24 protein-coding genes and 1 other RNA gene are annotated in these 24323 nt (G+C 54.0%); 13 read left to right on the top strand and 12 right to left on the bottom strand.

All coding sequences use genetic code 11. The annotated features are described in order from the left end of the window. Nucleotides 1-377 precede the first annotated feature (377 nt). From ABIE11_RS18410 to ABIE11_RS18360, 11 genes are all read left to right on the top strand, one after another. Nucleotides 378-1712, top strand: coding sequence for an MFS transporter (locus ABIE11_RS18410; protein WP_100778793.1), 1335 nt, complete (start codon nt 378-380; stop codon nt 1710-1712). Between the two features lie 36 nt (nt 1713-1748). Continuing rightward, nucleotides 1749-2519: a 2-dehydro-3-deoxyglucarate aldolase gene (gene garL / locus ABIE11_RS18405; protein ID WP_107702782.1), complete on the top strand. Its 771-nt coding sequence runs from the start codon at nt 1749-1751 to the stop codon at nt 2517-2519. A 30-nt stretch (nt 2520-2549) separates the two neighbouring features. Then, nucleotides 2550-3440, top strand: a complete 891-nt coding sequence (gene garR / locus ABIE11_RS18400) for a 2-hydroxy-3-oxopropionate reductase (protein ID WP_100778795.1) — start codon at nt 2550-2552, stop codon at nt 3438-3440. A gap of 97 nt (nt 3441-3537) precedes the next feature. Beyond that, nucleotides 3538-4683: a glycerate 2-kinase gene (garK, locus tag ABIE11_RS18395; protein WP_100778796.1), complete on the top strand. Its 1146-nt coding sequence runs from the start codon at nt 3538-3540 to the stop codon at nt 4681-4683. A gap of 32 nt (nt 4684-4715) precedes the next feature. Next, nucleotides 4716-5094, top strand: an RNA gene (gene rnpB / locus ABIE11_RS18390) — RNase P RNA component class A. A gap of 664 nt (nt 5095-5758) precedes the next feature. Further along, entirely contained in the window at nt 5759-6700 is a 942-nt protein-coding gene (gene tdcA / locus ABIE11_RS18385; RefSeq protein ID WP_100780813.1) for a transcriptional regulator TdcA, read from the top strand. A 96-nt stretch (nt 6701-6796) separates the two neighbouring features. Continuing rightward, nucleotides 6797-7786 (top strand): bifunctional threonine ammonia-lyase/L-serine ammonia-lyase TdcB, encoded by a 990-nt coding sequence (tdcB, locus tag ABIE11_RS18380; RefSeq protein WP_100780814.1) that lies wholly within the window; start codon nt 6797-6799, stop codon nt 7784-7786. A 13-nt stretch (nt 7787-7799) separates the two neighbouring features. Then, nucleotides 7800-9131 (top strand): threonine/serine transporter TdcC, encoded by a 1332-nt coding sequence (tdcC, locus tag ABIE11_RS18375; RefSeq protein WP_100778797.1) that lies wholly within the window; start codon nt 7800-7802, stop codon nt 9129-9131. A gap of 30 nt (nt 9132-9161) precedes the next feature. Beyond that, nucleotides 9162-10370 (top strand): propionate kinase, encoded by a 1209-nt coding sequence (gene tdcD / locus ABIE11_RS18370; RefSeq protein ID WP_429185087.1) that lies wholly within the window; start codon nt 9162-9164, stop codon nt 10368-10370. Nucleotides 10371-10385: 15 nt separating this feature from the next. Then, nucleotides 10386-12680, top strand: coding sequence for a formate C-acetyltransferase (gene pflB, locus ABIE11_RS18365; protein ID WP_429185085.1), 2295 nt, complete (start codon nt 10386-10388; stop codon nt 12678-12680). 152 nt (nt 12681-12832) lie between these two features. Continuing rightward, nucleotides 12833-13243 (top strand): Spy/CpxP family protein refolding chaperone, encoded by a 411-nt coding sequence (locus ABIE11_RS18360; RefSeq protein WP_429185083.1) that lies wholly within the window; start codon nt 12833-12835, stop codon nt 13241-13243. Between the two features lie 116 nt (nt 13244-13359). Here ABIE11_RS18360 and ABIE11_RS18355 read toward each other — a convergent pair whose 3' ends face one another. Next, on the bottom strand, nt 13360-14061 hold the full coding sequence (locus ABIE11_RS18355) for a pirin family protein (protein WP_102104847.1): 702 nt from the start codon (nt 14059-14061) through the stop codon (nt 13360-13362). Nucleotides 14062-14165: 104 nt separating this feature from the next. Here ABIE11_RS18355 and ABIE11_RS18350 point away from each other — a divergent pair, with 104 nt between their 5' ends. Continuing rightward, nucleotides 14166-15065: a LysR family transcriptional regulator gene (locus ABIE11_RS18350; protein ID WP_100778803.1), complete on the top strand. Its 900-nt coding sequence runs from the start codon at nt 14166-14168 to the stop codon at nt 15063-15065. A 43-nt stretch (nt 15066-15108) separates the two neighbouring features. Here the strand turns inward: ABIE11_RS18350 and ABIE11_RS18345 are convergent, their stop codons facing one another. The 11 genes from ABIE11_RS18345 to ABIE11_RS18295 all read right to left on the bottom strand — a co-directional run bounded on the left by ABIE11_RS18345 (nt 15109) and on the right by ABIE11_RS18295 (nt 22417). After that, on the bottom strand, nt 15109-15474 hold the full coding sequence (locus ABIE11_RS18345) for a DUF805 domain-containing protein (RefSeq protein WP_429185081.1): 366 nt from the start codon (nt 15472-15474) through the stop codon (nt 15109-15111). A 105-nt stretch (nt 15475-15579) separates the two neighbouring features. Further along, the gene (locus tag ABIE11_RS18340; RefSeq protein WP_429185079.1) at nt 15580-16566 is read right to left on the bottom strand and encodes a glutathione S-transferase family protein; all 987 of its coding nucleotides are present in this window, start codon (nt 16564-16566) and stop codon (nt 15580-15582) included. Nucleotides 16567-16646: 80 nt separating this feature from the next. Further along, nucleotides 16647-17039, bottom strand: coding sequence for a DoxX family protein (locus tag ABIE11_RS18335; RefSeq protein WP_184957379.1), 393 nt, complete (start codon nt 17037-17039; stop codon nt 16647-16649). Nucleotides 17040-17273: 234 nt separating this feature from the next. Next, nucleotides 17274-17573 carry a YqjK-like family protein gene (locus tag ABIE11_RS18330; protein ID WP_100778806.1) on the bottom strand — a complete coding sequence of 100 codons (300 nt, stop codon included), beginning with the start codon at nt 17571-17573 and terminating at the stop codon, nt 17274-17276. Beyond that, nucleotides 17570-17968, bottom strand: coding sequence for a phage holin family protein (locus ABIE11_RS18325; protein ID WP_123428289.1), 399 nt, complete (start codon nt 17966-17968; stop codon nt 17570-17572). The genes ABIE11_RS18330 and ABIE11_RS18325 overlap by 4 nt, the downstream gene beginning before the upstream one ends. A 2-nt stretch (nt 17969-17970) precedes the next feature. Further along, nucleotides 17971-18276, bottom strand: coding sequence for a DUF883 family protein (locus ABIE11_RS18320; RefSeq protein WP_100778808.1), 306 nt, complete (start codon nt 18274-18276; stop codon nt 17971-17973). Nucleotides 18277-18305: 29 nt separating this feature from the next. Then, a complete protein-coding gene (locus ABIE11_RS18315) occupies nt 18306-18674 on the bottom strand; it encodes a DUF1090 domain-containing protein (protein ID WP_100778809.1) in 369 nt (122 codons plus the stop codon). A gap of 154 nt (nt 18675-18828) precedes the next feature. Continuing rightward, nucleotides 18829-19212 carry an EnvZ/OmpR regulon moderator MzrA gene (gene mzrA / locus ABIE11_RS18310; RefSeq protein ID WP_100778810.1) on the bottom strand — a complete coding sequence of 128 codons (384 nt, stop codon included), beginning with the start codon at nt 19210-19212 and terminating at the stop codon, nt 18829-18831. Nucleotide 19213: 1 nt separating this feature from the next. Further along, nucleotides 19214-19876, bottom strand: a complete 663-nt coding sequence (yqjA, locus tag ABIE11_RS18305) for a DedA family general envelope maintenance protein YqjA (protein WP_100778811.1) — start codon at nt 19874-19876, stop codon at nt 19214-19216. A gap of 348 nt (nt 19877-20224) precedes the next feature. Beyond that, nucleotides 20225-21001, bottom strand: a complete 777-nt coding sequence (gene exuR / locus ABIE11_RS18300) for a transcriptional regulator ExuR (RefSeq protein WP_100778812.1) — start codon at nt 20999-21001, stop codon at nt 20225-20227. A 117-nt stretch (nt 21002-21118) separates the two neighbouring features. After that, nucleotides 21119-22417 (bottom strand): MFS transporter, encoded by a 1299-nt coding sequence (locus ABIE11_RS18295; RefSeq protein WP_100778813.1) that lies wholly within the window; start codon nt 22415-22417, stop codon nt 21119-21121. A 480-nt stretch (nt 22418-22897) separates the two neighbouring features. On the opposite strand from ABIE11_RS18295, the gene uxaC reads away from it, so the two are divergent. Further along, on the top strand, nt 22898-24310 hold the full coding sequence (gene uxaC / locus ABIE11_RS18290) for a glucuronate isomerase (RefSeq protein WP_102104844.1): 1413 nt from the start codon (nt 22898-22900) through the stop codon (nt 24308-24310). The last annotated feature ends 13 nt before the right edge of the window (nt 24311-24323 follow it).

Raw genomic sequence — 24323 nt, 5'->3', positions numbered from 1 at the left:
TGCAGTTAAGAGAGTGTTTATTTTCTTATTGTCAGAAATAAAGACGCTGCCTTCTTGAATAAAGAATGTCAGGAGTCGAAAGATAAAAATGTGACCGAGATCACTCCGCGAAACCTGCACCCGCGCCAGCTGGCAGGCAATGCGTAAATCTGTGCATCAGCGCCCATGCGATTGTGCATATGCTCAAAATAACGTTCTAGAATACGGTGATAATTGAGCGATGCGACAATGTGCAGGGGCGGATGGATGTTTATACTTAATCACGATTTCATTGCATCTGGTTAATTAACGGATATTGCCTGCTATCGATAAATAATCAGTAAAGACTTTTCCAAAATAATAAAAATACCAAGATCGATGTGCCTGAGGAAATAAACATGTCACTGGAAACAGCTGTAGAAACAAAAAAGGGTATTCATACCCGCCATTTAATATTACTGATTATATTTATTGTGACGGCAGTGAACTACGCTGACCGCGCCACGCTGTCGATTGCCGGGACAGAAGTGGCAAAAGAGCTGCAGCTCAGCGCCGTATCCATGGGGTACATCTTCTCCGCGTTTGGCTGGGCGTATCTGCTGATGCAAATCCCCGGCGGCTGGCTGCTGGACAAATTTGGCTCGAAAAAGGTCTACACCTATAGCCTGTTTTTCTGGTCGCTGTTTACCTTCCTGCAGGGCTTTGTCGATCTCTTCCCGCTGGCGTGGGCCGGTATCTCCATGTTCTGTATGCGCTTTATGCTCGGTTTTTCCGAAGCACCGTCGTTCCCGGCTAACGCCCGTATTGTGGCGGCCTGGTTCCCGACCAAAGAGCGCGGCACCGCCTCGGCGATTTTTAACTCCGCGCAGTATTTCTCGCTGGCACTTTTCTCTCCGCTGCTCGGCTGGCTGACCTTCGCGTGGGGCTGGGAACATGTCTTCACCGTGATGGGTGTCATTGGTTTCATCCTGACGGCGATGTGGGTGAAGTTCATCCATAACCCCACCGATCACCCGCGTATGTCTGCCGAGGAGCTGAAGTTTATCTCTGACGGTGGCGCGGTGGTCGATATGGATCATAAAAAGCCGGGCGATAAAGCGGCGAGTGGTCCAAAGCTGCATTACATCAAACAGTTATTGACCAACCGCATGATGCTGGGCGTATTTTTTGGTCAATACTTTATCAACACCATTACCTGGTTCTTCCTCACCTGGTTCCCGATTTATCTGGTGCAGGAAAAAGGTATGTCGATTCTGAAAGTCGGCATCGTGGCCTCCATCCCGGCGTTGTGTGGTTTTGCAGGTGGCGTGCTGGGCGGTGTGTTCTCGGATCACCTGATTAAAACCGGCAAGTCGATCACCCTGGCGCGTAAGCTGCCGATTGTGCTCGGTATGCTGCTGGCGTCCTCCATTATCCTGTGCAACTACACCAATAACACGGTGCTGGTCGTTGCGCTGATGGCGCTGGCGTTCTTCGGAAAAGGCTTTGGTGCGCTGGGCTGGCCGGTGATTTCCGATACCGCGCCAAAAGAGATTGTGGGCCTGTGTGGTGGCGTGTTCAACGTCTTTGGTAACGTGGCGTCGATTGTCACCCCGCTGGTGATTGGTTATCTGGTGAGTGAACTGCATTCATTCAATGCGGCGCTGGTCTTCGTTGGCTGCTCTGCGCTGATGGCGATGTTCTGCTACCTGTTCGTAGTGGGTGACATCAAGCGTATGGAATTGCAGAAATAAGCGCCTCAACATCACGAATCATTGAAGGTAAAAGCGATGAGTAACGATATTTTCCCGAACAAGTTTAAAGCGGCCCTGGCGGCGAAAGAGATTCAGATTGGCTGCTGGTCTGCGCTGGCAAGCCCAATCAGCACCGAGGTTTTAGGTCTGGCAGGTTTTGACTGGCTGGTGCTCGACGGTGAACATGCGCCGAACGATATCAGCACCTTTATTCCACAGCTGATGGCGCTGAAGGGCAGCCACAGCGCGCCGGTGGTGCGTGTGCCGACCAACGAACCGGTGATTATTAAGCGCCTGCTGGATATCGGCTTCTATAACTTCCTGATCCCGTTTGTGGAAAATGTGGAAGAGGCGGTGCAGGCCGTGGCGTCGACCCGCTATCCGCCGGAAGGCATTCGCGGTGTGTCCGTTTCCCATCGCGCCAACATGTTTGGCACCGTGCCGGACTACTTTGCGCAGTCCAACCAGAACATCACCATTCTGGTTCAGATTGAGAGCCAGCATGGCGTGGACAATGTGGATGCCATCGCTGCCACCGACGGCGTGGACGGCATCTTTGTCGGCCCAAGCGATCTGGCTGCGGCGTTGGGCCACCTCGGCAATGCCAACCACCCGGACGTGCAGCGCGCCATTCAGCACATTTTCGCTCGAGCCAAAGCTCACAACAAACCGTGCGGCATTCTGGCACCGGTCGAGGCCGATGCCCGCCGTTATCTGGAGTGGGGCGCCACCTTTGTGGCCGTCGGCAGCGATCTCGGCGTCTTCCGCTCTGCAACGCAGAAATTAGCTGATTCCTTTAAAAAATAACCACCATCGACACGTGAGAGAGAGAACGTTATGACAATGAAAGTTGGTTTTATTGGCCTGGGTATCATGGGTAAACCAATGAGTAAAAACCTCATCAAAGCAGGTTACTCGTTGGTGGTTTCTGACCGTAATCCAGAAGTCATTGCGGAGCTGATTGCCGCCGGTGCCGAAACGGCGCTTACGGCAAAAGCGATTGCCGAGCAGTGCGATGTGGTTATCACCATGCTGCCGAACTCACCCCATGTGCAGGAAGTGGCGCTGGGTGAAAACGGCCTGATCGAAGGCGCGAAGCCGGGCCTGGTACTGATCGACATGAGCTCTATCGCCCCGCTGGCAAGCCGCGAAATCAGCGAAGCGCTGAAAGCGAAAGGCGTGGATATGCTGGACGCGCCGGTGAGCGGCGGCGAGCCAAAAGCCATCGACGGCACCCTGTCGGTGATGGTGGGTGGTGACAAAGCGATTTTCGACAAATATTACGATCTGATGAAAGCGATGGCCGGTTCCGTGGTGCATACGGGTGAAATCGGTGCAGGTAACGTCACCAAGCTGGCGAACCAGGTGATCGTCGCGCTGAACATTGCCGCGATGTCTGAAGCGCTGACGCTGGCGACCAAAGCGGGCGTGAACCCGGATCTGGTGTATCAGGCCATTCGCGGCGGTCTGGCGGGCAGCACCGTGCTGGATGCTAAAGCGCCGATGGTGATGGATCGCAACTTCAAGCCGGGCTTCCGCATTGATCTGCACATTAAAGATCTGGCTAACGCGCTGGACACCTCCCATGGCGTCGGCGCACAGCTGCCGCTGACCGCAGCGGTAATGGAGATGATGCAGGCCCTGCGCGCCGATGGTCTGGGAACGGCGGACCATAGCGCCATTGCCTGCTACTACGAAAAACTGGCGAAAGTGGAAGTCACTCGCTAATGACGTTCTGCCCGGATAGCGCACAGCGATCCGGGCCTACCCTGTAGGCCGGATAAGTGAAACGCCATCCGGCGTTGTGCAGTAACAGGCTACAACTATGAAAATCGTAATCGCCCCTGACTCTTATAAAGAAAGCCTTTCTGCCTCCGAGGTAGCTCAGGCGATAGAAAAAGGTTTTCGGGAAATTTTTCCGGATGCTCAGTATGTGTCTGTGCCGGTCGCTGATGGCGGAGAAGGCACGGTCGAAGCGATGATTGCCGCCACCCAGGGCACTGAGCAACACGCCATTGTCACGGGTCCACTGGGCGAAAAAGTGAATGCCTGCTGGGGAATGTCCGGCGATGGCGCAACGGCGATTATCGAAATGGCCGCAGCCAGCGGCCTGGCGCTGGTGCCACTGGCGCAGCGTAATCCGCTGATTACCACCTCTCGCGGCACGGGCGAACTGATTCTGAATGCGCTGGATAAAGGCGCGCGCAACATTATTATCGGCATTGGCGGCAGCGCGACCAACGACGGAGGTGCCGGTATGGTGCAGGCTCTGGGCGCGAAGCTGTGTGATGCCAACGGCACGGAGATCGGCTACGGCGGCGGCAGCCTGATGGCGCTGAACAGTATCGACATTTCCGGTCTGGACCCGCGCTTAAAAGGCTGCACGATTCGCGTGGCCTGTGACGTCACCAATCCGCTGATCGGTGAGAATGGCGCATCACGCATTTTTGGTCCGCAAAAAGGGGCCGATGAGGCGAAGATCGTCGAACTCGATCGCAATCTCAGCCATTTTGCTGACGTGATTAAGAAGTCCCTGTCGATTGACGTTAAAAATGTCCCAGGCTCCGGCGCGGCAGGGGGGATGGGCGCGGCGCTGATGGCGTTTCTCGGCGCGGAGTTGCGCAGTGGGATTGAGATTGTCACCCAGGCGCTGAACCTCGAAGAACATATCCATGACTGCACCCTGGTGCTCACCGGCGAAGGGCGGCTCGACAGCCAGAGCATTCACGGCAAAGTGCCGGTTGGCGTGGCGAACGTCGCCAAAAAATACCATAAACCGGTGATCGGCATTGCAGGCTGTTTGACCAGCGACGTCGGTGTGGTGCATCAGTACGGTATCGATGCGGTGTTCAGCGTGCTGAACAGCATTGGCTCGCTGGAAGAGGCCTTCCGTGGGGCGTTTGATAACATTTATCGCTCGTCACGCAACATCGCAGCGACTTTGCAGGTGGGGATGCGCACGCAAGGGTGACAGCGGCGCCTAAACCCTCTATACTTCGCGCCGAAGCTGACCAGACAGTCGCCGCTTCGTCGTCGTCCCCTTTCGGGGGGAGACGGGCGGAGGGGAGGAAAGTCCGGGCTCCATAGGGCAGGGTGCCAGGTAACGCCTGGGGGGGAAACCCACGACCAGTGCAACAGAGAGCAAACCGCCGATGGCCCGCGCAAGCGGGATCAGGTAAGGGTGAAAGGGTGCGGTAAGAGCGCACCGCGCGGCTGGCAACAGTCCGTGGCACGGTAAACTCCACCCGGAGCAAGGCCAAATAGGGGTTCACAAGGTACGGCCCGTACTGAACCCGGGTAGGCTGCTTGAGCCAGTGAGCGATTGCTGGCCTAGATGAATGACTGTCCACGACAGAACCCGGCTTATCGGTCAGCTTCAACTATTAAGAAAACCCCGCTTCGGCGGGGTTTTTGCTTTTTGCTCCTCACCACCGCCTTCGTGAAACCGAACGAATTCCCATTTTTGCGACAATAAGCACATTTCACTGCTTTTGAGTGGAATGATGTTTTTTTACCGAGATTAGAGATCGCATTCACAAAATTACGCGCTAAAAAATCGCCATTTCGCAGTGTTGACTTGATGTTTCTGTTGTTGCTGAAATGTGTCTACTTTATGGCGTATAAATTAATGAAATCTTTACTTTCAATACATTTGCCCTGTGAATGTGTGATGCCCTCGACGCTTTTTCCCCTGCGGGCAAATATTTATTAACTTATTTGATAATATACAAAAATGTTTAAAGCAAATAACGTCTATTTATTCGCCTTTAATTGACTGAAATATCACCTTTATTCCCTCTTGTTTATTGCCATAAATAGATCGTGGTTATCGCCATAAAATTAATTTATCTCCCTGAGATTTATTGATCAATATCAGGCGTTTTATTGATAAGGTAAATGGTAACATTATGATTTATATGAATTAATCAGTGTTTTTGTGAGGGTGTGAATGGTATGAAAAAGTAATCTGTGAGTAACAGCACATACCCTCGTCATCAATAATGGGTAGAATCCTGCCACGGATAAGGAAATAAGAGCAGAATATGATGAGCACTATTATTCTACCGAAAACACAACATTTAGTTGTATTTCAGGAAGTCATTAAAAGTGGATCTATTGGTTCTGCCGCCCGTCAACTTGGCCTGACTCAACCGGCCGTCAGCAAAATCATTAACGATATCGAATCCTACTTTGGTGTCGAACTGATTGTGCGCAAGAACACCGGCGTGAAGCTGACCAGCGCAGGGCAAACGTTGCTCGCGTACTCCGAGTCCATCACCCGCGAAATGAAGAATATGGTCAGTGAGATGAACAACCTGAGCTTCAGCACCGTCATCGACGTCTCGTTCGGCTATCCATCGCTGATCGGTTTTACGTTCCTCTCCAGCATGATCAAAAAATTCAAAGAAGTGTTCCCGAAAGCGCGAGTCTCGATGTTTGAAGCACAGCTCTCCTCGTTCCTGCCTGCCATCCGCGATGGGCGACTGGATTTCGCCATCGGCACCCTGAGTGATGAAATGCTGTTACAGGATCTGCACGTTGAGCCACTGTTTGAATCGGAATTTGTGCTGGTGGCCAGTAAAACGCGAACGTGCACCGGAACGACGACACTGGCATCGCTCACCAACGAGCAGTGGGTGATGCCGCAAACCGATATGGGCTACTACAAAGAATTATTAACCACTCTCCAGAACAACCACATCAGCATCGAAAACATCGTCCAGACCGATTCCGTCGTCACCATCTATAACCTGGTTCTCAACGCCGATTATCTCACCGTGATCCCAAGAGACATGATTACGCCATTCGGTTCCGACCAGTTTGTCGTACTGCCCGTGGAAGATGAATTACCCATTGCACGTTATGCCGCCGTCTGGTCAAAAAATTATCGTATTAAAAAATCCGCTTCGGTATTAGTGGAGTTGGCGAAGCAATATTCCGCGCAAAACAGTGAAAGGCGAAAACAGCTCACCATAACTGAACAATGAATTGAGACGTACCATTTTAAAACACCCGGTGAGGGAATTCCCTCGCTGACACCCAGACTTTGCTTACAGAATATGAATTATTATAAAGAGGATTATATGCACATTACTTACGATCTTCCGGTAACGATTGAAGAAATACAAGATGCCCGCAAACGACTGGCTGGTAAAATTTATAAAACCGGCATGCCGCGTTCTAATTATCTGAGCGAGCGCTGCAAAGGCGAAATTTTCCTGAAGTTTGAAAATATGCAGCGCACCGGTTCGTTTAAAATTCGCGGTGCTTTTAACAAATTAAGTTCCTTAACCGAAGCAGAACGTCGCAAAGGTGTGGTGGCGTGTTCCGCCGGTAACCATGCTCAGGGTGTGTCGCTCTCCTGCGCCATGCTCGGTATTGACGGCAAAGTTGTTATGCCGATGGGCGCCCCAAAATCGAAAGTGGCGGCCACGCGTGATTACTCCGCTGAAGTGGTACTGCACGGTGAGAACTTTAACGACACCATCGCCAAAGTCAGTGAAATCGTCGAGCAGGAAGGGCGCATCTTTATTCCGCCGTATGACGACGTAAAAGTCATTGCCGGACAGGGCACCATTGGTCTTGAAATTCTCGAAGACTTATATGATGTCGATAATGTGATTGTCCCTATCGGCGGCGGCGGATTAATCGCTGGGATCGCCACGGCCATTAAATCCATCAACCCGACCATTAATATTATCGGCGTGCAGTCTGAAAACGTGCACGGTATGGCGGCGTCTTACTACGCTGGGGAAATTATGAATCACCGTACCACCGGCACATTAGCCGACGGCTGCGATGTTTCTCGTCCAGGTAATTTAACCTTCGAAATTGTTCGTGAATTAGTCGACGACATCGTGTTGGTGAGCGAAGACGATATTCGTAACAGCATGGTCGCACTGATCCAACGAAATAAAGTGGTGACAGAAGGGGCTGGCGCGCTGGCAACGGCTGCATTATTAAGCGGAAAACTGGATCATTATATTCAGGGGCGCAAAACGGTTAGTATTATTTCCGGCGGCAATATCGACCTTTCCCGCGTTTCCCAAATTACCGGCCTCGTTGATGCATAAATAAGGATAAATTATGAGCAACTCTGAAACTATCATTGCCAGTCAGACAAAAACGTCTTCCTGGCGAAAATCAGATACCACCTGGACACTGGGGCTGTTCGGTACGGCAATCGGCGCGGGTGTGCTGTTCTTCCCGATTCGTGCGGGCTTTGGCGGGCTGATACCGATTCTGCTGATGCTGCTGCTGGCCTATCCTATTGCCTTCTATTGCCACCGCGCGCTGGCGCGTCTGTGCCTGTCCGGCAGCAATCCGTCCGGCAACATTACCGAGACGGTGGAAGAGCATTTTGGTAAGACTGGCGGGGTGGTGATCACCTTCCTCTACTTCTTTGCGATTTGCCCGCTGCTGTGGATTTACGGCGTCACCATTACAAACACCTTTATGACCTTCTGGGAAAACCAGCTTCAGCTTCCCGCACTGAACCGTGGCTTTGTGGCCCTGTTCCTGCTGCTGCTGATGGCATTCGTTATCTGGTTTGGTAAAGACCTGATGGTGAAAGTGATGAGCTTCCTGGTCTTCCCGTTCATCGCCAGCCTGGTGCTGATCTCCCTGTCCCTGATCCCTTACTGGAACTCGGCGGTTATTGACCAGGTTAACCTGAGCGACATCTCCTTCACCGGGCACGATGGCATTCTGGTCACCGTCTGGCTGGGAATTTCCATCATGGTCTTCTCCTTCAACTTCTCGCCAATTGTCTCCTCATTCGTGGTGTCGAAACGTGAGGAGTACGAAGGCGAATTCGGTAAAGAGTTCACCGAGCAGAAATGTTCCAAAATCATCGGTCGCGCCAGCATGCTGATGGTGGCGGTGGTGATGTTCTTCGCCTTTAGCTGCCTGTTCACGCTCTCTCCGCAGAACATGGCAGAAGCCAAAGCGCAGAACATTCCGGTGCTTTCTTACTTGGCCAACCACTTTGCTTCGCTCTCCGGGACCAAATCGACCTTCGCCACCGTGCTGGAGTACGGCGCGTCGATCATCGCTCTGGTTGCCATTTTCAAATCCTTCTTCGGCCACTACCTGGGCACGCTGGAAGGGCTGAACGGCCTGGTCCTGAAGTTTGGTTACAAAGGCGATAAGAAGAAAGTTTCCGTCGGCAAACTGAACACCATCAGCATGATCTTCATCATGGGCTCCACCTGGGTCGTGGCGTACGCCAACCCGAACATTCTGGACCTGATTGAAGCGATGGGTGCGCCGATTATCGCCTCTCTGCTGTGCCTGCTGCCGATGTATGCCATCCGTAAAACGCCAGCGCTGGCGAAATACAAAGGCAGAACCGAGAACATCTTTGTGACGGCGATTGGCCTGCTGACCATTCTGAATATCGTATACAAACTTTTCTGATTCAAAGCTCAGGATGAGCGGAGTGAAGACATGAATGAATTTCCGGTTGTATTGGTCATTAACTGTGGATCGTCATCTGTGAAGTTTTCGGTGCTGGACGCAGCGAGCTGTGACGCGCTGATGACCGGTATTGCAGATGGTGTGAACACTGAAAGTGCCTTTATATCCGTGAACGGGAGCGAGCCAGTCACCCTGGCTCGCAAGGACTACGAAGGGGCGCTGGCTGCCATCGCCCTGGAGCTGGAAAAGCGCGATTTGATGAGCAGCGTGGCCTTAATTGGCCACCGCATCGCTCACGGTGGCAGCCTGTTCAGCGAGTCCACCCTGATCACCGATAAGGTCATCGATCAGATTCGTCAGGTTTCGCCTCTGGCCCCGCTGCACAACTACGCCAATCTCAGCGGCGTGGAAGCGGCTCAACAGCTGTTCCCCGGCGTGCAGCAGGTCGCGGTGTTTGATACCAGCTTCCACCAGACGCTCGCGCCCGAGGCCTATCTTTACGGCCTGCCGTATCGCTTCTTCGAAGAGCTGGGCGTGCGCCGCTACGGGTTCCACGGCACATCGCATCGCTATGTTTCGCAACAGGCGTATTCGCTGCTGAATATTGCCGAAGCCGATAGCGGACTGGTGATTGCACACCTGGGCAACGGGGCGTCGATTTGCGCGGTCCGTAACGGGCGCAGCGTGGATACCTCCATGGGCATGACGCCGCTGGAAGGGCTGGTGATGGGGACGCGCTGCGGCGACGTCGATTTTGGCGCGATGGCGTGGATTGCACAGCAAACCGGGCAAACGCTGGAGGATCTTGAGCGCGTGGTGAATAAAGAGTCAGGATTGCTGGGGCTTTCTGGCCTCTCGTCTGATTTACGCACGCTGGAAAAAGCCTGGCACGAGGGTCACGAGCGCGCCCGCCTCGCGATTGAGACTTTTGTTCATCGCATCGCTCGCCATATCGCCGGTCACGCCGCCTCCCTGCACCGTCTGGACGGCGTGATCTTTACGGGAGGAATTGGTGAAAACTCCAGACTGATACGCCAGCTGGTGGCCGATCGCCTGAAGGTTTTCGGTATCGAGCTGGATGAGCAGAAAAATGCCCTGCCTGGTAGCGAGGGTGAGCGCATCATCTCCGCTGACACCTCCCGCGTGCCGTGCGCCGTGATCCCAACCAACGAAGAAAAAATGATCGCACTGGATGCCCTCCGTCTTGGAAAGGTCCGTCTGGCTGCGGAAATCGCCTGACACAGAGAGAAACTCATGAAGGTAAATATCGATATTCGTGTCGCTCCCTACAGCGACGCGTGGGCCGGCTTTTGCGGAAATGACTGGCAGGAAAGCATTAATGTGCGGGATTTTATCCAGCAAAACTACACCCCGTACGAGGGCGATGAGCACTTTTTAGCGCCTGCCACGCCAGCCACCACGGCGTTGTGGCAGAAGGTAATGGAGGGGATTCGTCAGGAGAACGCCACCCACGCTCCCGTTGATTTCGACACCAACGTCGCGACCACCATTACCGCTCACGGGCCGGGCTATATTGAGAAAGAGCTGGAAACGATCGTCGGCCTGCAAACGGATCGCCCGCTCAAACGCGCCCTGCATCCGTATGGCGGGATCAACATGATCCGCAGCTCGTTTGAAGCCTACGGACGCGAGATGGACCCGCAGTTCGAGTATCTTTTCACCCATCTGCGCAAAACCCATAACCAGGGCGTGTTTGACGTCTACTCGCCGGAGATGATGCGTTGCCGTAAATCCGGCGTGCTTACCGGTCTGCCGGATGGATACGGGCGCGGACGCATTATTGGCGACTATCGCCGCGTGGCGCTGTACGGCATCAGCTATCTGGTGCGCGAACGTGAACTGCAGTTTGCCGATCTGCAGCCGAAAATGGAGCGCGGTGAAGAGCTGGAGGCGACCATTCGCCTGCGCGAGGAGTTGTCTGAGCACCGCCGCGCACTGCTGCAAATCCAGGAGATGGCGGCGAAATACGGGTGTGATATCTCACGTCCAGCCATGAACGCTCAGGAAGCGGTGCAGTGGATCTACTTTGCCTATCTGGCGGCGGTGAAATCGCAGAACGGCGGGGCGATGTCCCTGGGCCGCACTGCGACCTTCCTTGATATCTATATCGAACGTGACATGAAGGCCGGGCGCCTGAATGAGCAACAGGCTCAGGAGCTGATCGACCATTTCATCATGAAGATCCGCATGGTGCGCTTCCTGCGTACCCCGGAATTCGACACTCTTTTCTCGGGCGATCCGATCTGGGCCACGGAAGTGATCGGCGGGATGGGGCTGGATGGGCGTACGCTGGTCAGTAAATCCTCCTTCCGCTATCTGCACACGCTCAATACCATGGGGCCTGCCCCGGAGCCAAACCTGACGATTCTGTGGTCAGAACAGCTGCCGATTGCCTTCAAAAAATATGCCGCGCAGATGTCGATCGCCACCTCCTCATTGCAGTACGAAAACGACGATCTGATGCGCGCCGATTTCGACAGTGATGACTACGCCATTGCCTGCTGCGTCAGCCCGATGGTGATTGGTAAGCAGATGCAGTTCTTTGGTGCGCGCGCCAACCTCGCCAAAACGCTGCTGTACGCAATCAACGGCGGGGTGGATGAGAAGCTGAAAATCCAGGTCGGACCTAAAACCGAGCCGCTGTTGGATGACGTGCTGGATTACGACACCGTGATGGCGAGCCTTGACCACTTTATGGACTGGCTGGCGGTGCAGTACATCAGCGCCCTGAACCTTATCCACTTTATGCACGACAAATACAGCTACGAAGCCTCGCTGATGGCCCTGCACGACCGCGATGTGCATCGTACGATGGCCTGCGGGATCGCGGGCCTGTCGGTGGCAGCGGATTCCCTGGCGGCGATCAAGTACGCCACGGTGAAACCGGTGCGCGACCATACGGGCCTGGCCGTCGACTTCGTGATTGAAGGGGAGTATCCGCAGTACGGTAACAACGACGATCGTGTGGACAGCATCGCCTGCGATTTGGTTGAGCGCTTTATGAAGAAAATTCAGGCGCTGCCAACCTATCGTAACGCCGTGCCGACTCAGTCGATTCTGACCATTACCTCAAACGTGGTGTACGGCCAGAAAACGGGTAACACCCCGGACGGACGTCGCGGCGGAACACCGTTTGCGCCGGGCGCGAACCCGATGCACGGACGCGATCGCAAAGGGGCGGTAGCGTCGTTAACGTCTGTTGCGAAATTGCCCTTCACCTACGCCAAGGACGGGATCTCTTACACCTTCTCGATTGTGCCGCAGGCGCTGGGCAAAGACGAAGGGGTACGTAAAACCAACCTTGTCGGCCTGCTGGACGGGTATTTCCACCACGAGGCGGCCATCGAAGGCGGGCAGCATCTGAACGTCAACGTCATGAACCGGGAAATGCTGATGGATGCCATTGAACATCCGGAGAATTATCCGAACCTGACGATCCGCGTTTCGGGCTATGCGGTACGCTTTAATGCCCTGACGCGCGAGCAGCAGCAGGACGTTATTTCACGAACCTTTACCCAGGCCATTTAAGCCAACACCACTGACCACGCCCCCTTCGCTGAAGGGGGCTTTTTTTTGCCCGCTGCACATACAAATTTGTTTATATAATTGATCACACATCTTCATCCGGTCTTGAAAAACAATGCACCTGCTTTTCCCTCTCCCAATTTAAGGACAGTAAGATGATGAAAATGACCCGTATCGCTCTGCTCGCGCTTTCACTGGCGTGTGGTAGTTTTGCAGCGCAGGCGGCAAACGTTGAAGCCGCACCGTCCCCCTCACAAGATCCCCTTGTTCAGCATCTGAAGCTCAGCAACGATCAGGTGAAGAAAATTGAAGATCTGCATCAGAAACTGGAAGACAACGTCAGCAAAATCCCGATGACCGGCGTAAAAGATGGCGCGCTGGTGGATATGTTCCAGGCAGGAAAATGGGATGAAAGCGTGGTGAAAAACCAGCTCGCGGCCTTCAGCAAGGTGGAAGAGCAGGCGCGTTATTACCGCGTGAAATACTACTTCGATGTCAGCCAGGTGCTCACGCCGGAACAGCGTAAGCAGATCAAAACGGATATGGCGAACGCGCTGAGCGAATAATTCGATGCCCGCGTTTGTCGCGGGCGTTTATGGGATGTTTGCTGATGATTTATTCTTTTGGACTGATTAAAAGAGCGTGTTAATTCACCAGGATAACGCAAAAGAAATAGCCAATATCACACCGGCAAATCAATCAACAGCGCGCGCAGGGGAGTGTCGGCGACCAGCGTGATGTTCGTTTCATCGCGGATAAACGCGCCATCGCCGCAGGTGAGCGCTTCTTTCTCTTCCGTATGCGTCAGGGCATGCACCGTGCCGTGGATGGATTGCAGGTAGGCACGTGGCCCGTGGAGCTGGAAGCTTGCCTGTTCACCTTTTTTCAGCTCGATATGGTGCAGCCACACCTGCTGGCGCAGTTGCAGACTGCCCTGGCTGCCATCCGGGGACGCAATCAGCTGTTGCTTGTCGCCGCTCAGGTTGAGCTTTTGCACCAGTGGATTTTCCCGTTCCGGGCAGGCGTCCAGCCACAGCTGCATACGCGTCAGCGTCTTATCTTTGCTGAGATTATGTTCGCTATAGCTAATGCCTGGCTGCGTTGATATCAGCAACGCTTCGCCCGCCTTCGCCTGGACATGGTTGCCCTCGCTATCGCGATATTCTGCTTCACCTTCCAGTATCAGATTCAGGATATCCACTTTCGGGTACGTGCGTGGCTGGAAGGAAGCGCCCGGTGCGAGAACTTCCTGATTCAGCACGCGCAGTGAGGCGTAACCGAGCAGTTTTGGGTCAAAGTAGTGTCCAAAGGAAAAGGTGTAGCGGGCCTGCAGCCAACCAAAATCGGCTTGTCCGCACTGTTTTGCTGTTCTTGTCGTAATCATAAAACTGACCTCTCTTTACACTAAAACAATGGTAAAGGTATGGACGCTTCATTGTTAGCCAGATATTCTGCCCGGTATGTTCAAATTTCCTGAATGAGAACGAGATGGCAAAAGAGAGAGCATTGACGCTTGAGGCGCTACGCGTCATGGACGCGATAGACCGGCGTGGCAGCTTTGCCGCTGCGGCAGACGAGCTGGGGCGGGTTCCGTCGGCCCTGAGTTACACCATGCAAAAGCTGGAAGAAGAGCTGGATGTGGTGCTTTTCGACCGTTCCGGTCACCGAACAAAATTCACGAATGTCGGGCGTATGCTGCTGGAGCGAGGACGCGTTCTGCTGGAGGCCGCCGATAAACTGACCACCGACGCCGAAGCGCTGGCACGCGGCTGGGAAACGCACCTGACGCTGGTCACCGAGGCGCTGGTGCCGACATCGGCCCTGTTCCCACTGGTCGAGCGCCTCGCTGCCAAAGCCAATACGCAGCTCTCTGTCATTACCGAAGTGCTGGCAGGCGCGTGGGAGCGGCTGGAGACGGGCAGGGCGGACATTGTGATCGCCCCCGATATGCACTTTCGCTCCTCGTCCGAAATCAACTCGCGCAAGCTCTACAGCGTGATGAACGTGTATGTGGCTGCACCGGATCACCCGATTCATCAGGAGCCGGAGCCACTATCCGAAGTGACGCGTGTGAAATATCGCGGCGTGGCGGTGGCGGATACCGCACGTGAGCGCCCTGTGCTCACGGTGCAGCTGTTGGACAAACAGCCGCGTCTGACGGTGACCTCTCTGGAAGACAAGCGCCAGGCGCTGTTAGCGGGCCTCGGGGTGGCGACAATGCCTTATCCGTTTGTGGAAAAAGATATCGCCGAAGGGCGCTTGCGCGTGGTCAGCCCGGAATACACCAACGAGGTGGATATCATCATGGCATGGCGCCGTGACAGCATGGGCGAGGCCAAGTCCTGGTGCTTACGCGAAATCCCAAAACTGTTCGCGCATAATAAGTAGTGCAATGTGCAGGCCCGGATCGCGATGCGTCACCGGGCAATGCTCACGGCTGTAATTTTGGATCTGATCCAAAGCGGTTTTCGCCCGGTGTACCGGCCTGGCAGTTAAAGGCGAGAATGATCAACCAGCCCACGATCGGGATCAAAATCAGCAGCAGCCACCACGCCGAACGATCCGTGTCGTGGAGCCTGCGGAACAGTACCGCCAGCGACGGCAAAAAGACCAGGAGTGCGTAGATTGTGGTGAGAATGCCTTCGCCACCTGCGCGGTCCCACCCCAGAATTTTATCGACGATACCCAGCACCAGGGTGAGGATGAAGTTCACCAGAACGAACATCCAGTACTCTTTGCGGCGAGCGCGACCACTAAACCCAACGTAATTTCTCAGTACTTTTAGATACCAGTCCATTTGTATGCCTCGATATTCAGACAATCTCTTGTTTTTTAAGCGATCGAGGTAAGGATAGTCGCAGATAGTGAAATAAAAAAGGGCATCCATGGATGCCCTTAAAATTTAGCGAAAACGTGTATCGCGACCGTGCGGTTCGTCCAGATCCTGCCACGGCCCGATGGAGATAATCCCCGTCGGGTTAATCGTTTTGTGGCTGCGATAGTAGTGGGTGCGGATGTGGTTAAAATCGACGGTTTCCGCGATGCCATCCATCTGGTAAATGTCCCGCAGGAAACCATACAGATTCAGATAGTCGCTGATGCGGTGTTTGTCGCATTTGAAGTGGGTGACGTACACCGGATCGAAACGCACCAGCGTGGTCCACAGGCGAATGTCGGCTTCTGTCAGGCGGTCGCCCGTCAGATAGCGGTGCTGACCGAGAATTTGTTCCAGACGCGCCAGGGATTCAAACACCTTGCTGACCGCTTCGTCGTAGGCTTCCTGACTGGTCGCGAAACCGGCCTTATAGACGCCGTTATTGACGTTGTCGTAAATCCAGCTGTTCAGTTCATCGATCTTATCGCGCAGTTCTGGCGGATAATAATCACCCGCCCGCGCACCGTACGCGTCAAACGCCGTATTGAACATGCGAATGATCTCGGCGGATTCATTGCTGACGATAGTCTGGTTTTTCTTATCCCACAGAACAGGGACGGTGACGCGTCCGGTGTAGTGCGGGTCTGCGCGCAGATAGAGCTGGTAGAGAAAATCGTGGTGGTAAATGTCGTCGCCGGTGGCCGCCGGGAAATTACTGTCGAAGGTCCAGCCGTTTTCCAGCATCAGCGGATTCACCACGGAAACCGGAATTAACGCGTCCAGCCCTTTGAGTTTGCGCACGATAAGCGTTCTGTGCGCCCACGGACAGGCGAGGGAAACATACAGATGATAGCGATCTTTCTCCGCCGCAAAGCCACCTTCACCGCTAGGGCCGGGGGCGCCATCGGCGGTGAGCCAGTTACGGAAGGCCGAAACAGAGCGCTTGAAGCGTCCTCCAGTGGATTTGGTGTCATACCAGATATCCTGCCAGATGCCGTCGACTAATTGTCCCATTGATTCCTCCGTCTTTATTCCGTCTTCAAATAGCAAAAGCGAGGAGATATCTCCTCGCTTTTTTATTCAGTATAGCGTGCTTACCACTTCTTATTCAGAACACGATCGATGCTGAATGCGCCAGGACCGGTGATAGCCAGCAGCAGGAAACCGCCTGCGATGGTCAGGTTTTTCATGAACATCAGGGAGTTCATGCCTTCCGCAAAGTTGCTGTGGAAGATGAACGCGGTCAGCAGGGTGAAGCCTGCGGTGAACAGCGCCGTGGTACGCGTCAGGAAGCCGAACAGAACCGCCAGGCCGCCGCCAAACTCAAGCAGGATGGTCAGTGGCAGCAGGAATCCTGGGACGCCCATGGCTTCCATGTACTGTTGCGTACCGGCATAACCGGTGATTTTGCCCCAGCCCGCGGTGATAAACAGAATTGGCATCAGAATGCGTGCAACCAGTAAACCAACATCTTCTAATTTTTTCATTTTACTCTCCAGAAAACCACTTACGCGGCTGACGATTTTTTGTGTGCAAATCCGGGTAGATACCGCGTGTTTGCTGTCGATGGAGAGGATAATAAACGTGACGAATGACAATTGTTAGCAAGGAAAACTGTCAATCTTCTTCAAAGATATTGAGTGAGAGTTGCGAATGAAGGGAAGGGGGGAAATATAAGCCGGGTAAGACGGAATCGCCACCCGGCATAAAGAGCAGTGGTGTCAGGAACGTAACTGCTGCTGACGTAGCGTTGATTTGACCAGACGCCATGCACTCCAGGCGCCAAAGCCACGTCTGGCCCAGCGGACCAGCATGCTGGGGTGACGAACGGACCAGACGGCCATCACGCTACTGCCTACCAGCACCCAGGAGCGCAAGCTCAGTAACGTGTTCCAGCCATGATCGTACGAACGGGTCACTTCCAGCCAGTCGCGACGGCAGGCAGTCAGATCCAGCCGTTGCTGCTGGATCTGGCTTAGCAGATACGCTTTGCGCTTGCGACGCTCTGTTGTGCTACTCACGGCTTGTCATCCTCCAGCAGTGCGCGATCGTTGGCCAGCTCCTGACGGGTATGACGCAGCAGCGTAGAACTGCGCGCTTTATACATCGTCCAGATCCCGCCAATCAGTGCGGCCACCAACAGCACAACCGTTGTGGCGATCATAGCGTTGAGGCGATACTGCGGATCGATCGCCCAGATGATTAACACCATCAGGCTCATCAGCCCAAATGCGGCGAAGAGCATGGTGAGCCCCAGCATCAGCAGCATCTGGAAGAGATTGGCTTTCTCCTCTTCCAGCTCCACCACTGCCAGTCGAACTCGCGTTTCGGCAATCCCAACCAGCGTCGTCAAAATACGCTGGCCGATGCCGAGGACGTTTTTAGCCGGCCCTTGTGCGTGACGTGGATCGTCCATGATTAACGACGCGTCAGCAGAACGCCCAGAACCACGCCCACCGCCGCGCCGATACCTACGCCGGTCCATGGGTTATCGCGCACATACTCGTCAGCCTTCGCAGCGGCTTCACGGGTCTGTTTAGCCAGCGCATCACCGGTTTCACCCAGGCGATGACGGCTCTCTTTCAGCGCGCTTTCCGCTTTAGAGCGCAGCTTGCTCAGCTCTTCTTTGGATTTGTCCGTTGAAGAGTTCAGTACCTCTTCCAGGGTATCCGCCAGGGATTTCAACTCAGCGCGCAGATGTTCTGAAGTAGTATCTTTAGACATGATTTTCTCCTGTTGAGATTTCCGTTAACTCAATAATCGCGAGCTTCAAGGGCTTTCAGTTCTTCCTCGGCCTCTTTCAGCTTATCTTCACGCTTAGCAATCTTCTCCGCATCCCCTTTCTCTTTCGCTTCTTTCAGGTCTTGACGGCGTTCAGCAATCTCGTCCTTCTGTTCAGCGATTTTCTTTTGGTGATCGGCACGCAGCTTGCTATCCGAGCAGTTGGCTTTCACTTCGCTCAGCGCTTTTTTCAGACCGTCGATACGGTGCTGGTTGTTATGCTTTTCGGCATAACTGATTTCGCGCTGGATGTCCTTTTCTTTCTCCTGACAGAGAGTGTTCGCAAAGGACGCGGTGCTCAAAGACAAAAGGGCCAAAGCCAGAGTGATGCGGTATTTCATTGTAGAAACCTTCCATTGTGTTACGGCAGTCCGAAGAGTATGCCGCGTTTCCAGTGTCATGCGGAGAACATCTGAGGGGTGCTCCGCGTACTTAAGCATAGTAAGTAAACGGGGTTATCACCAAAGTGAGTGAAAAGATTCAGAATCCTGGTAATTATCCAAACCGGTGCGAGGTGTCTCGCAGGCGCGTTAACCACAATGCGGTCTGACTCTCATCGTCCTGCAGTGCAACGATATAACCCCGCGGCAGGGAGCGGTCGAGCACCTCTTTCGCGGCGGCGCTTTGAGCGCTGGAGTCAAACTTAATCAGCAAAACGTCGTCCTGCGGCGTAATGCTTTTAAAACGAATTCCGTTGGCATCAAGGTGGTGCCAGACAGAAAAACCGTCCGGCACGCTGGCACCCTGGTTCATCGGGCGAATGGCCAGCGTCGATTCCTGATGCTGAACCGCCGTCCAGATGAGCACCATCGCGCTGAGGATCATCAGCGCGATCAGGGCGTAGGACAACCGGCGCAGGGAATGCGGCGAGATGACCATATTAATCCCTGGCCCCGTATTTTTTCTTCAGCAGCACGTATACCGAACCGAGCAGACCAAAGACCAGCAGCACCACCGGCAGCAGCATCAGGCAGGACATCAGCTGATCTTCATATTTCAGAAACACCGGCGTTTTGCCCAGTAGGTAGCCGAGGGTCGTCAGAATCAGCACCCACAGCAGGCCGCTCATCCAGTTGAAGAACTGGAAACGGGTGCTGCTCAGGCCAGAAAGCCCCGCGATGGTCGGCAAAAGGGTACGGACGAAAGCGATGAAACGCGCAATCAGCAGCGCGGAGAGGCCATGCTTATGGAACAGATGGTGCGCACGTTGGTGATAGTGGGCCGGCAGATGAGATAGCCAGTTCTGAACGATCCGCGTATTGCCAAGCCAGCGTCCTTGAATGTAACTCAGCCAGCAGCCAAGGCTGGCAGCGATAGTGAGCAGTAACACCGTTTGCGGAAATGCCATGGCCCCTTTGGCGCATAACACGCCGACCAGCACCAGAAGGCTGTCACCCGGCAGAAAGGCGGCAGGCAGCAGTCCGTTCTCAAGGAACAGAATCATAAACAAGACGAAATAGAGCATGCCTATCATGGACGGATTGGCCAGGGTTTCGAAATCCTGAGCCCATAAGGCGTTCAGTAATTGGGTCAAAAGTTCCATTCAGTGTTCCTGGAAATCGGTTAACGTCTCGCCTGTTATTCGGGGTAAACAGCTCAGCGACATCGTTTATGATTTCATTATGGTCGCTCGCGGACACATTGTGGTGGCCAGAACTGATCCCTGTTTAATGGCTAGGTAAGCAAGCACTAACTAAAAAATGCAATTTGCATCCAATTGTAACAAAGCCCAACGTAATACGTCACAGATTTTGCGATCGGCCGGGGAAATGATTTTGGCCTATGGAGAGGAAGTGACGCGAGGGTATTTACACAGGCTGACACTATATATGTTTACTGACTCACAGCGAGCCGGAAGGCGCAGCGGTGCGCCTGCCAGCGATAAGGAGAACTATTTTGCCTGACTGGTTGCGGTATCGAGATGAACTACCGGATTATCGGCAAAAAGATAGCGGTCGGCGTTGAATTCAAAGTCGTCGCTGGTTTCGTTGAACAGCATCAGCTTGGTGTTTTCCAGATGCTGCCACATCGCCAGTTTCGCCGCATGCGGGTCTTTACGAATCAGCGCTTTAAGGATCTGATCGTGATCGTCACACCAGTTGTCGACGGTACGGGAATCAATGTGATCGTGTAATTTCTTCCAGTACGGGTTGTGAACGCGCTGAGTCCACATTTTTTCGACGATTGCTGCGAGGGCGGTATTTTGCGTCGCCAACGCCACCTGAACGTGGAACTGCAGGTCCCATTCGGAGTCGCGGAAACATTTTTCTTTGCGCGCCTGATCCTGGATTTCCATCAGTTTCATGATGTCCTGCTTGGTCACCTGGGTCGCGGCAAATTCTGCAATGTTGCTTTCGATCAGCTGACGGGCCTGAAGCAGTTCAAACGGACCGTAGCTGGCGAATTCCAGACTTTCATCCGGCACCGGTGAATGTTTTGGCAAATTGGAAATCACATGAATGCCGGAGCCTTTGCGCACCTCAACGTAACCTTCTACCTCGAGCATGATGATCGCTTCACGCACCACGGTGCGGCTGACGCTCTTTTCATCAGCAATAAAGCGTTCGGCTGGCAGTTTATCACCGACGAGATAGACACCTTGCTCGATGCGATCTTTCAGCTCGGCAGCAAGTTGCTGATACAAACGACGTGATTCGGTGATTTCCATATGCGCTCCAGGCAGGGTACGGCGGATGATTTGTTATACCACTTTTGCGAGCCAGTCTCCAGATTTCCCCATGAAAAAGCCGCCCGGAGGCGGCTTTAGTTGATCTCAGATCAAACCCTAACTTTGTTCGGCGGGTCCACCCACCGAGCTATTGAGTAGCTCCTCGGCAGACTGGTTCTTCAGCACCGTCCAGATCACCACTGCACCCATCAGGTCGAAGATAGCCAGCACGGCGAACAGCGGGCTGAAGCCGATGGTGTCAGCCAGTGCACCGACCACCAGAGCAAACAGGGTGCTCGCAGTCCAGGCGGCCATCCCGGTCAGGCCGTTGGCGGTCGCCACTTCGTTACGTCCAAAGACGTCAGAAGAGAGGGTAATCAGTGCGCCAGACAGAGACTGGTGCGCAAAACCACCGATACACAGAAGGCCGATTGCCACGTATGGGCTGGTGAACAAGCCGATCATACCTGGGCCAATCATCAGCAGTGCGCCCATGGTCACCACCATTTTGCGGGACACGATCAGGTTCACGCCGAACCAACGCTGGAACAGCGGTGGCAGGTAGCCGCCGACGATACAGCCGAGGTCAGCAAACAGCATTGGCATCCAGGCGAACATCGCGATTTCTTTCAGGTTAAAGCCGTAGACTTTAAACATGAACAGCGGGATCCAGGCGTTAAATGTGCCCCAGGCCGGTTCTGCCAGGAAGCGCGGCAGGGCGATACCCCAGAACTGACGGGTACCCAGAATCTGCCAGACGGACATTTTTTTACCGTTGTTGGTCTGGTGATGGGATTCCTGACCACCAATGATGTAGTCGCGTTCTTCGTCAGACAGTTTCTTCTGATCGCGCGGGTGTTTGTAGAAGATCAGCCACGCCATCGCCCAGGCAAAGCTCAGCACACCGGAGATAATGAACGCTAACTGCCAGCTGTGCATCACAATCGCCCACACGACCAGCGGCGGAGCAATCATCGCACCGATAGAGGAACCGACGTTGAAGTAGCCTACAGCGATAGAACGCTCTTTTGCCGGGAACCACTCAGAGCTGGCTTTCAGACCCGCAGGGATCATTGCCGCTTCTGCCGCACCGACCGCACCACGCGCCAGTGCCAGTCCACCCCAGCTACCCGCCAGCGCTGTCGCGCCGCAGAAGATAGCCCAGGTCACGGCGAAGAAGGCGTAGCCCACTTTGGTACCGAGGATATCGAGAAGGTAGCCCGCAACTGGCTGCATGATGGTATAAGCCGCGGAGTAGGCCGCGATAATGTAGGAATACTGCTGAGTGGAGATGTGCAGCTCTTCCATTAGCGTTGGCGCAGCCGCCGCTATGGTGTTACGCGTCAGGTAACCCAGCACGGTGCCGAGCGTCACCAGTGCAATCATGTACCAACGTAACCCTTTAATTTTACGCATGTAAAACCTCATCGTTATAGTATTGCCGCGCCGGGGCACGGTACATCTCGACCGTTGCCGGGAGCTGTCTTGTAACGGGAGGGCGTAACCGGGAGTGACTCCCGGAACGGCCCGAACCTTGCCAGTTGTAATCGTGCATAAGTCGGTATCCGTACCGCTAATTCCGATGATTTCACACCGGTAATGCATTCCGTCGGCTTATATGTTGCGACGGCAAAAAGATAACTTGTCATACAACTTTAAAAGGTGAGTGACATCACAAAAGTGTGAATCTTTGTAGGGTCATTATTCACCCCACACAAAGCCAGGAGTGGCGCGGGTTACGACGGGGTTTGCTCCTTTAGGGGTAATTTATTTGTCGACGTTTATTGATCTAACTCACGAAAAAAACATCGGCCTCTGGAAATTGGTGTGATAACTTTGCAGCATCTGAACATAAGCAATAGCTTTCTGACGCTCTCGTTATAGAGGAAGACGATAATGACGCCGTTTATGACCGAAGATTTCCTGTTAGATACCGAATTTGCCCGCCGTCTGTACCATGACTACGCAAAAGATCAGCCGATTTTCGACTACCACTGCCATTTACCGCCGCAGCAGGTTGCCGAAAATTACCGTTTCAAAAACCTGTATGACATCTGGCTGAAGGGTGACCACTACAAATGGCGCGCGATGCGCACCAACGGCGTGGCCGAGCGCCTGTGTACCGGCGACGCGTCGGACCGCGAGAAGTTTGACGCCTGGGCCGCGACCGTGCCGCACACTATCGGCAACCCTCTCTACCACTGGACCCATCTGGAATTGCGTCGTCCGTTCGGTATCACCGGCAAACTACTTTCGCCTTCTACTGCTGACGAGATCTGGAACCAGTGCAACGAGCTGCTGGCGCAGGATAAATTCTCCGCGCGCGGCATCATGAAGCAGATGAACGTGAAAATGGTCGGTACCACTGACGATCCGATTGATACGCTGGAACATCACGCGGTTGTCGCCAAAGACACCTCTTTTGATGTCAAAGTGCTGCCAAGCTGGCGCCCGGATAAGGCATTCAACATTGAACAGGCGACCTTTGGTGACTACATGGCGAAGCTTGCCGAAGTGTCTGACACCGATATCCGTCGTTTCACCGATCTGCAAACGGCGCTCACCAAACGTCTGGACCACTTTGCGGCTCACGGCTGTAAAGTTTCTGACCATGCGCTCGACGTCGTGCTGTTTGCGGAAGCGAATGAATCCGAGCTGGACAGTATCCTGGCGCGTCGTCTGGCGGGTGAGTCCCTGAACGAACACGAAGTGGCTCAGTTCAAAACGGCCGTGCTGGTCTTCCTCGGCGCGGAATACGCGCGTCGCGGCTGGGTGCAGCAGTATCACATCGGTGCACTGCGCAACAACAACCAGCGCCAGTTCAAACTGCTGGGTGCAGACGTGGGCTTTGACTCCATCAACGACCGCCCGATGGCGGAAGAGCTGTCAAAACTGCTGAGCAAACAGAACGAACAAAACCTGCTGCCAAAAACCATTCTTTACTGCCTGAACCCGCGCGACAACGAAGTGCTGGGCACCATGATCGGTAACTTCCAGGGTGAAGGGATGCCAGGCAAGATGCAGTTCGGTTCCGGCTGGTGGTTCAACGATCAGAAAGATGGCATGGAGCGTCAGATGACGCAGCTGGCGCAGTTGGGCCTGTTGAGCCGTTTCGTGGGGATGCTGACCGACAGCCGTAGTTTCCTCTCTTATACCCGCCATGAATATTTCCGCCGCATTCTGTGCCAGATGATTGGCCGCTGGGTAGCTGCGGGTGAAGCGCCAGCCGATATCCAGCTGCTGGGCGAAATGGTGAAAAACATCTGCTTTAACAATGCGCGCGACTACTTCGCCATTGAACTGAACTAAGGCCGTTTGAGGT

This window comes from Lelliottia sp. 489 (assembly GCF_050435885.1).
Taxonomy (GTDB): Bacteria; Pseudomonadota; Gammaproteobacteria; order Enterobacterales; family Enterobacteriaceae; genus Enterobacter; species Enterobacter nimipressuralis.
Note: the sequence above shows the minus strand (reverse complement) of the source record. Positions and strands in the feature narration are given on the sequence as shown.